The following is a 6,602-nucleotide window of genomic DNA, read 5'->3' as shown; positions in this document are numbered from 1 at the left end:
GCCGGGGCAACTGCCGTAGGAACAGCAATTCTCCACGGTTGCGCCACTCCCAATAATACCGCGACCAGTCCCTCCCCGGCCGGCAGTCCTGCCGCTTCCCCCGTTGCCGGTGGAGAAACTCCCGAAGTAACCACCGCTAAACTAGGTTTTATTGCCCTCACCGACGCTGCCCCCTTAATTATCGCCAAGGAAAAAGGTTTATTCGCTAAACACGGGATGCCCGATGTGCAAGTGATGAAACAAGCCTCTTGGGCTGCAACCCGGGATAACCTCGAATTAGGTTCGGCGGGTAACGGTATCGACGGGTCCCACATCCTCAGCCCCATGCCCTACCTAATGACCTTGGGCAAAATCACCAAACAGCCCGTACCGATGTATATTCTGGCACGTTTGAATACCAACGGTCAGGCGATATCGATATCCAAATCCCACGCAGATTTAAAACTCGACCTCGACAGTTCTAAACTCAAAGAAACCCTCACCAAAGCGAAATCTGCCGGCAAAGAAATGAAAGCTGCCGTCACCTTTCCGGGGGGCAACCACGACCTGTTCATGCGTTACTGGCTATCTGCGGGCGGCATCGATCCCAATAATGACATCTCCCTCATCGTCGTTCCCCCGCCGCAGATGGTGGCCAATATGAAAGTCGGCACCATGGAAGCGTTCTGTGTCGGCGAACCGTGGAACGCCCAAATCGTCTCCAAAGGCCTCGGGTACACTGCCCTGATCACTGGAGAATTCTGGAAGGATCACCCCGAAAAAGCTTTCGCTTTACGCGCCGATTGGGTGGATAAAAATCCCAAAGCGGCAAAAGCTTTAACCATGGCTGTTCTGGAAGCGCAACAATGGTGCAATGATCCCGCTAATGTTAAGGAAATGTGCGAGATTATTTCAGGACGGGAATGGCTGAAAATTGACCCCGCCGATATCTTGGGAAGAATGCAAGGTAATATCGATTTCGGTGATGGTCGCAAAATCGAAAATAGCCCCGTAGCCATGAAATTCTGGGCTGATAACGCTTCCTATCCCTACAAGAGTCATGATACTTGGTTTGTGACTGAAGACATCCGTTGGGGCTATATTCCCGCCGATACAGACATCAAAGCTTTAGTTGATAAAGTTAACCGGGAAGATATCTGGAGGGAAGCCGCTAAAGCCCTCAATGTTCCGGCTGATCAAATTCCCACCTCTACCTCTCGCGGTGTGGAAACTTTCTTTGATGGCGTTACTTTTGACCCCGAAAATCCCCAAGCCTACCTCGATTCCCTCAAGATCAAGAAGATTTAAATCAGTGATCACTAATCAGTAATCAGTAACCCGTCAACAGTTAAAGATGATTTGCTGATAACTGGTAATTAATAACTGATAACTGAAATTCTTGCGGAGCAAGCCAAGATAAAAGCTGATCACTGAACCACTGAACCACTGAACCACTGATAAATCAACCACTGATAACTCAACCACTGATAACTGATAACTGATTATGGCTGTTTCTATTTCTCGTCGTTCTCAAGGTTCAAAATGGGTAAAAGACCTGAAAAAAAAATTACCCAAACTAGCAACTTCGGCGATTGCTTTATTAATTTTCCTCGTCATCTGGCAAATACTCTGTTTTAGTCCCGATGCCCCCCTCCCTAGTCCCACTAAAGTGGTTAGCGATACCTGGGAATTAATTATTAATCCCTTCTTCAATAATGGTGGCACGGATGTGGGGTTATTCTGGCAGATTTTCGCCAGTTTACAACGGGTGGCCGTCGGTTTTACCCTTGCCGCTATTGTCGGCATTGCCGTGGGGATTTTAATCGGTAGTAGCGCCCTAATTTATGATGCGATCGATCCGATTTTCCAAATCCTGCGTACCGTTCCCCCCCTAGCTTGGCTACCCATCTCCCTAGCGGCTTTTCGTAATAACGAACCTAGTGCCATATTTGTAATTTTTATTACAGCAATTTGGCCAATTATTATTAACACGGCCGTGGGAGTACAACAGGTTCCCCAAGACTATAAAAACGTCTCTAGAGTGTTGAAATTATCCAAAGTTGAATATTTTTTCAATATTCTTTTTCCCGCCACCGTTCCCTACGTTTTCACCGGATTAAGAATCGGTATCGGTTTATCTTGGTTGGCGATTGTAGCGGCGGAAATGCTGATCGGTGGCGTGGGAATTGGCTTTTTTATCTGGGATGCTTGGAATAGTTCCATGATCAGTGAAATTATCCTCGCCCTGATTTATGTGGGTATTGTTGGTTTCCTACTCGATCGCCTCATGGCCTACATCGCTAAATTAGTTGTACCAGAAGAAAATAAATAGGGTTTGCGGCAAAAAGTTTTTTGGTGGGGGCAGGGTGTGGGGTGTGGGGTGTGGGGTGTGGGGAGCTTTTTAAGTAAACAGTAAACAGTAAACTAAAAACTCACATCTGATAACTGATAACTGATAACTAATAACTGATAACTGAAAATGTCTGCATTTATTGAAGTCGATCACATTGATAAGGTTTTCCCTCTGCCCGATGGCCGTCAATATATCGCCCTGAAAAATATCGATCTCAGCGTTACTAAAGGGGAATTTATCTCTTTAATCGGTCACTCCGGTTGCGGGAAATCCACCCTCTTAAATATGGTCGCCGGACTCGATCGCCCCACGGTGGGGGGGGTGATTTTAGAGGGAAGAGAAATTCAAGACCCCGGTCCCGATCGCATGGTGGTCTTCCAGAATTATTCTCTGCTGCCGTGGTTAACCGTCCGGGAAAACATCGCCCTAGGAGTTAACCGTGTGCTGCGTCATCTGCCGGCCGCTGAACGCAAAAGTGTCATCGAACATAGTATCGATATGGTACACCTGCGCCATGCGGCCAACAAACGACCGGGAGAATTATCGGGAGGCATGAAACAACGGGTAGCGATCGCCCGCGCTTTAGCCCTACGGCCAAAAGTCCTGCTACTCGATGAACCCTTTGGGGCGCTGGATGCGTTAACCAGAGGCAATTTACAGGAACGTTTGATGGAAATCGTCGAGGAAAGCCACGTTACCTGTATCATGGTCACGCACGATGTGGATGAAGCCCTATTACTATCCGATCGAGTGGTGATGTTAACCACCGGTCCAGAGGCCCATATCGGTCAGATTCTCGATGTTCCCATTCCCCGACCCCGGCATCGTTTGGAAGTGGTTAATCACCCCAGTTACTACTCCCTGCGTAACGAGATCGTTTATTTCCTCAACCAACAGAAGCGATCGAAGAAAGTCGGTCAACCCACCGGACCGGTGACGGTGATCGGCCAAGCTACCCGACTGAAAACCAATCCTACCATCGGTTTTATCCCCCTCACCGATTGCGCCCCGATTATTATTGCCAAAGAGAAAGGTTTCTTCGCCGAGGAAGGATTAGAGGATGTTATCCTGCAACGGGAACCCAACTGGAAAGCGATCGCGCAAGGAGTAGCTACCGGTCGTCTCGATGCGGCCCAGATGGTGGCGGGAATGCCCCTCAGCATGACCATTGGGGCCGGCAATAAGCCCTCTGTCCCCGTGATTAGCGCTTTGGTACTCGGTCGCAACGGTAACGCCATCACCCTCAGCAATAAATACAGGGAATTGGGGGTAGAAAAACTGGAGGACTTAAAGGATGCCCTCCAGCAAAGTCCCGATAAAATCGCCACTTTCGGCATGGTTCACCCTGCCTCCATGCACAATCTACTGTTACGCTACTGGTTAGCTAGTGGCGGCATCGATCCCGATAGTGATGTGAATTTAACCGTAATTCCGCCGCCTCAGATGGTTTCCCTGCTAAAAGCGGGTAAGATCGACGGTTATTGTGTGGGGGAACCCTGGAACTCCTACGCCGTTCACGAAAAATTAGGCTACGTTATCGCCACCGATCTTGATATTTGGCCCGGACACCAGGAAAAAGTTCTCGGGGTCAAGGAAACTTGGGCGGCAAAACATCCCGAAACCCATATCGCCATGGTGAAAGCTTTGATTAAAGCCTGTGAATACTGCGATGATCGGCGTAATCGAGAAGAAATCGTCAATATTCTCAGTCAGCCCCAGTATGTGGGCGTGGATAGGGCAATTATCCGCCCCGGTTTCCTCGATGGTTACGATCGCGGTTTAGGAACTGCCCCCGAAGCCCTATTCCGATTTAATCAGTTTTACGTCGATCAAGCTAACTGTCCGGGCCGGAGTGAGGCCCTATGGACCCTAACTCAGCTTGCCCGTTGGGGTTACGCGCCTTTCCCCCGCAACTGGGTGGAAGTGATTGAACGCGTCCGTCGTCCCGATCTGTTTGGTGAAGCTTGCAGGTCCCTGGGCCTTCCCGATTTGGAACCCGATCGCCACAGTTTCGCCCTCTTTGATCATCTTATTTTCAATCCCGACGATCCGATCGGCTATCTGGAACGTTTTTCGATCCGTCGCGATTATCGCGTCTCGGAAGTTCTCCTCGATGATCCCGTCGCTAATTAATGGTTGTGGTGGGCAAAGCCCACCTTAAAATAAATCTAGGACGAATATGCAAACTTTTACCGATAAGACCGTGAATTCCAGCACCACCACCCAGCCTTTTTTATTAGTTAGTAATGTTGCCAAAGAATACCCCTCTCCCGAAGGGGTTTACACCGTTTTAGACGGTGTGGAGCTGCAAGTCAATGAGGGGGAATTTGTCTGCATTATCGGTCACTCCGGCTGCGGTAAATCGACTCTTTTAAATATGGTGGCGGGGTTTTCTTCTCCTAGTCGTGGGCAAGTGCTGCTACAGGATAAAGAGGTTAAGGAACCAGGCCCGGACCGGATGATGGTATTCCAAAATTATTCGCTTTTGCCCTGGAAAACTGCCTTTGAGAACGTTTATATCGGGGTTAATTCCGTTTATCCCGAAAAATCTCAGGCTGAGAAGGTGAAGATTGTGGAAGAAAATCTATCCTTAGTGGGATTGACAGAAGCGGCCCAGAAAAAACCCCCCCAGTTATCGGGAGGCATGAAACAACGGGTTGCGATCGCCCGCGCCCTGGCCATTCGTCCCCAAGTTCTCATCCTCGATGAACCCTTTGGGGCCTTAGATGCGATCACCAAAGAGGAATTACAGGAAGAATTGCTGAAAATCTGGCAAGAAAACCAGTTAACCGTGTTGATGATTACCCACGATATCGATGAGGCTTTGTTCTTGTGCGATCGCTTGGTGATGATGACCAACGGCCCAAGCGCTAAAATCGGTGAGGTGTTAAAGATGCCTTTTGCCCGTCCCCGGGTTCGTTCCCAAATTACCGAGGATCCCCGTTACTACGAACTTCGCAATGAAGCTCTCGATTTCCTCTACAATCGTTTTGCCCACTCGGAGGATCCCAACGAGGATGCCCCCGAACAACCCCCGACAGAAAATCTCGTGGGTAAAATTGTTACTACTATCGGTGGCATAGCCTTACTCGCTTTTGTCGGTTTTAGTCTGATACAAATGTTCACCAGCAAGACTGCCAATACTACTAATCCGGCTACCATCGAGGCCCCCAGATAGGTAACAGTTATCAGTTATCAGTTATCAGTTATCAGTTATCAGTTATCAGTTATCAGTTATCAGATTTGAGTTTTAAGTGAAAGTATTAAATAGAAGTTTCCTACTGTCTTTTCACTGATTACTGCTTACTGATTACTGACCAAGAATAAACCAGAAAGAGATAAAGAACAAAAAGCTGAAACCCGATCAGTTTAACTTATATAGTAGTGATCGATCTTTGTGTCTCCGTGGTTCGTTCCACTCACCCGCCCGCAAGACTGTATCTTAGAATAGAATTGATTAGCTCGTTCTAGATTGAAAACAATTGGCAAAAATCGCAGCCATGTCTTTCTATATAAGGGTTTCACCCCTTATAACTCCCGTCCATTGCATAACACAAACCGAAGAACCATAGATTTTAATCTCTGGAGAGTTAGTCAATGATTAAGATGTTCAAAGACTGATTTATCACCGATATCGTTGGGGAGAGGTTGGCTTAACTTTCTCAGAGCAAAGATAACAAATAAAGTCGCCCAGAGAATTAATAGCCCCTTCTCCCAATTTAAGGGCAATATCCCCAAAAGATGACCGAGTAAAAGGGTGGGAACTAGAGGGGTTAAAAACTTGGTTTCTAGACGATTAAAACAAAAAGCTTCTTTGAAATAAATCCCCGTGAGACTAGCAAAAATAAAGCCCACACCGAATAAACTCACCGGATGGTTATAGACAAATTCTAGGAGAGAAAGGTGATAATAGAGGCTGAAAATTAGGGAAGTAATCGCCCCAATTAGCCAAAAAACTTGCAGGAGACGATGGAGGGGAATTAAATAAATATGGATAGTCAATAAACTGATGCCTAACCCCAGACAAAAACCAATGTATAAAAGGTTAGTCAGGGGCAGTAATTGCGGTCGGGTGAGAACTATAATTGTAGCGACAGCGAAACTAAAAGCCGCTAAATTTAACCCCAGACGGTAGAGACGCACCCCTAGGCGATCGCTATCCGTAATCGTAAACTCTCCGAATTGACCTTGATAAACTCGATCGACAGCAGGGGAAGTCATAATGCTCTAAAGAAAAAGGGAAGCTTAGAAAAGATTGACTACAAATCAT

5 protein-coding genes are annotated in these 6,602 nt (G+C 47.4%); 4 read left to right on the top strand and 1 reads right to left on the bottom strand.

Annotation, left to right across the window (positions count from 1 at the left end):
* The 4 genes from EWV68_RS15890 to EWV68_RS15875 form a co-directional block, all read left to right on the top strand.
* On the top strand, positions 1-1,287 hold a 1,287-nt coding region (locus tag EWV68_RS15890; RefSeq protein WP_287170363.1), incomplete at its 5' end, for a CmpA/NrtA family ABC transporter substrate-binding protein.
* A gap of 196 nt (positions 1,288-1,483) precedes the next feature.
* Positions 1,484-2,311, top strand: coding sequence for a nitrate ABC transporter permease (gene ntrB, locus EWV68_RS15885; RefSeq protein ID WP_024969085.1), 828 nt, complete (start codon positions 1,484-1,486; stop codon positions 2,309-2,311).
* A 147-nt stretch (positions 2,312-2,458) separates the two neighbouring features.
* On the top strand, positions 2,459-4,465 hold the full coding sequence (locus EWV68_RS15880; protein WP_061431300.1) for an ABC transporter ATP-binding/substrate-binding protein: 2,007 nt from the start codon (positions 2,459-2,461) through the stop codon (positions 4,463-4,465).
* 46 nt (positions 4,466-4,511) lie between these two features.
* Positions 4,512-5,510, top strand: coding sequence for a nitrate ABC transporter ATP-binding protein (locus tag EWV68_RS15875; protein ID WP_061431301.1), 999 nt, complete (start codon positions 4,512-4,514; stop codon positions 5,508-5,510).
* 416 nt (positions 5,511-5,926) lie between these two features.
* On the opposite strand, the gene EWV68_RS15870 is transcribed toward EWV68_RS15875, so the two are convergent.
* Positions 5,927-6,553: a DUF2301 domain-containing membrane protein gene (locus EWV68_RS15870; RefSeq protein WP_287170362.1), complete on the bottom strand. Its 627-nt coding sequence runs from the start codon at positions 6,551-6,553 to the stop codon at positions 5,927-5,929.
* Positions 6,554-6,602: the final 49 nt, after the last annotated feature.

The organism is Microcystis sp. M_QC_C_20170808_M9Col (assembly GCF_007095495.1).
In the GTDB taxonomy this organism is placed as follows: Bacteria; Cyanobacteriota; Cyanobacteriia; order Cyanobacteriales; family Microcystaceae; genus Microcystis; species Microcystis aeruginosa.
This window is presented reverse-complemented; position numbering and strand designations above follow the sequence as displayed.

Bases quoted from the DNA above. Each gene is read 5' to 3' on its own strand.
- ntrB (WP_024969085.1), top strand. From the start codon at position 1,484: ATGGCTGTTTCTATTTCTCGTCGTTCTCAAGGTTCAAAATGGGTAAAA.
- EWV68_RS15880 (WP_061431300.1), top strand. From the start codon at position 2,459: ATGTCTGCATTTATTGAAGTCGATCACATTGATAAGGTTTTCCCTCTG.
- EWV68_RS15875 (WP_061431301.1), top strand. From the start codon at position 4,512: ATGCAAACTTTTACCGATAAGACCGTGAATTCCAGCACCACCACCCAG.
- EWV68_RS15870 (WP_287170362.1), bottom strand. From the start codon at position 6,553: ATGACTTCCCCTGCTGTCGATCGAGTTTATCAAGGTCAATTCGGAGAG.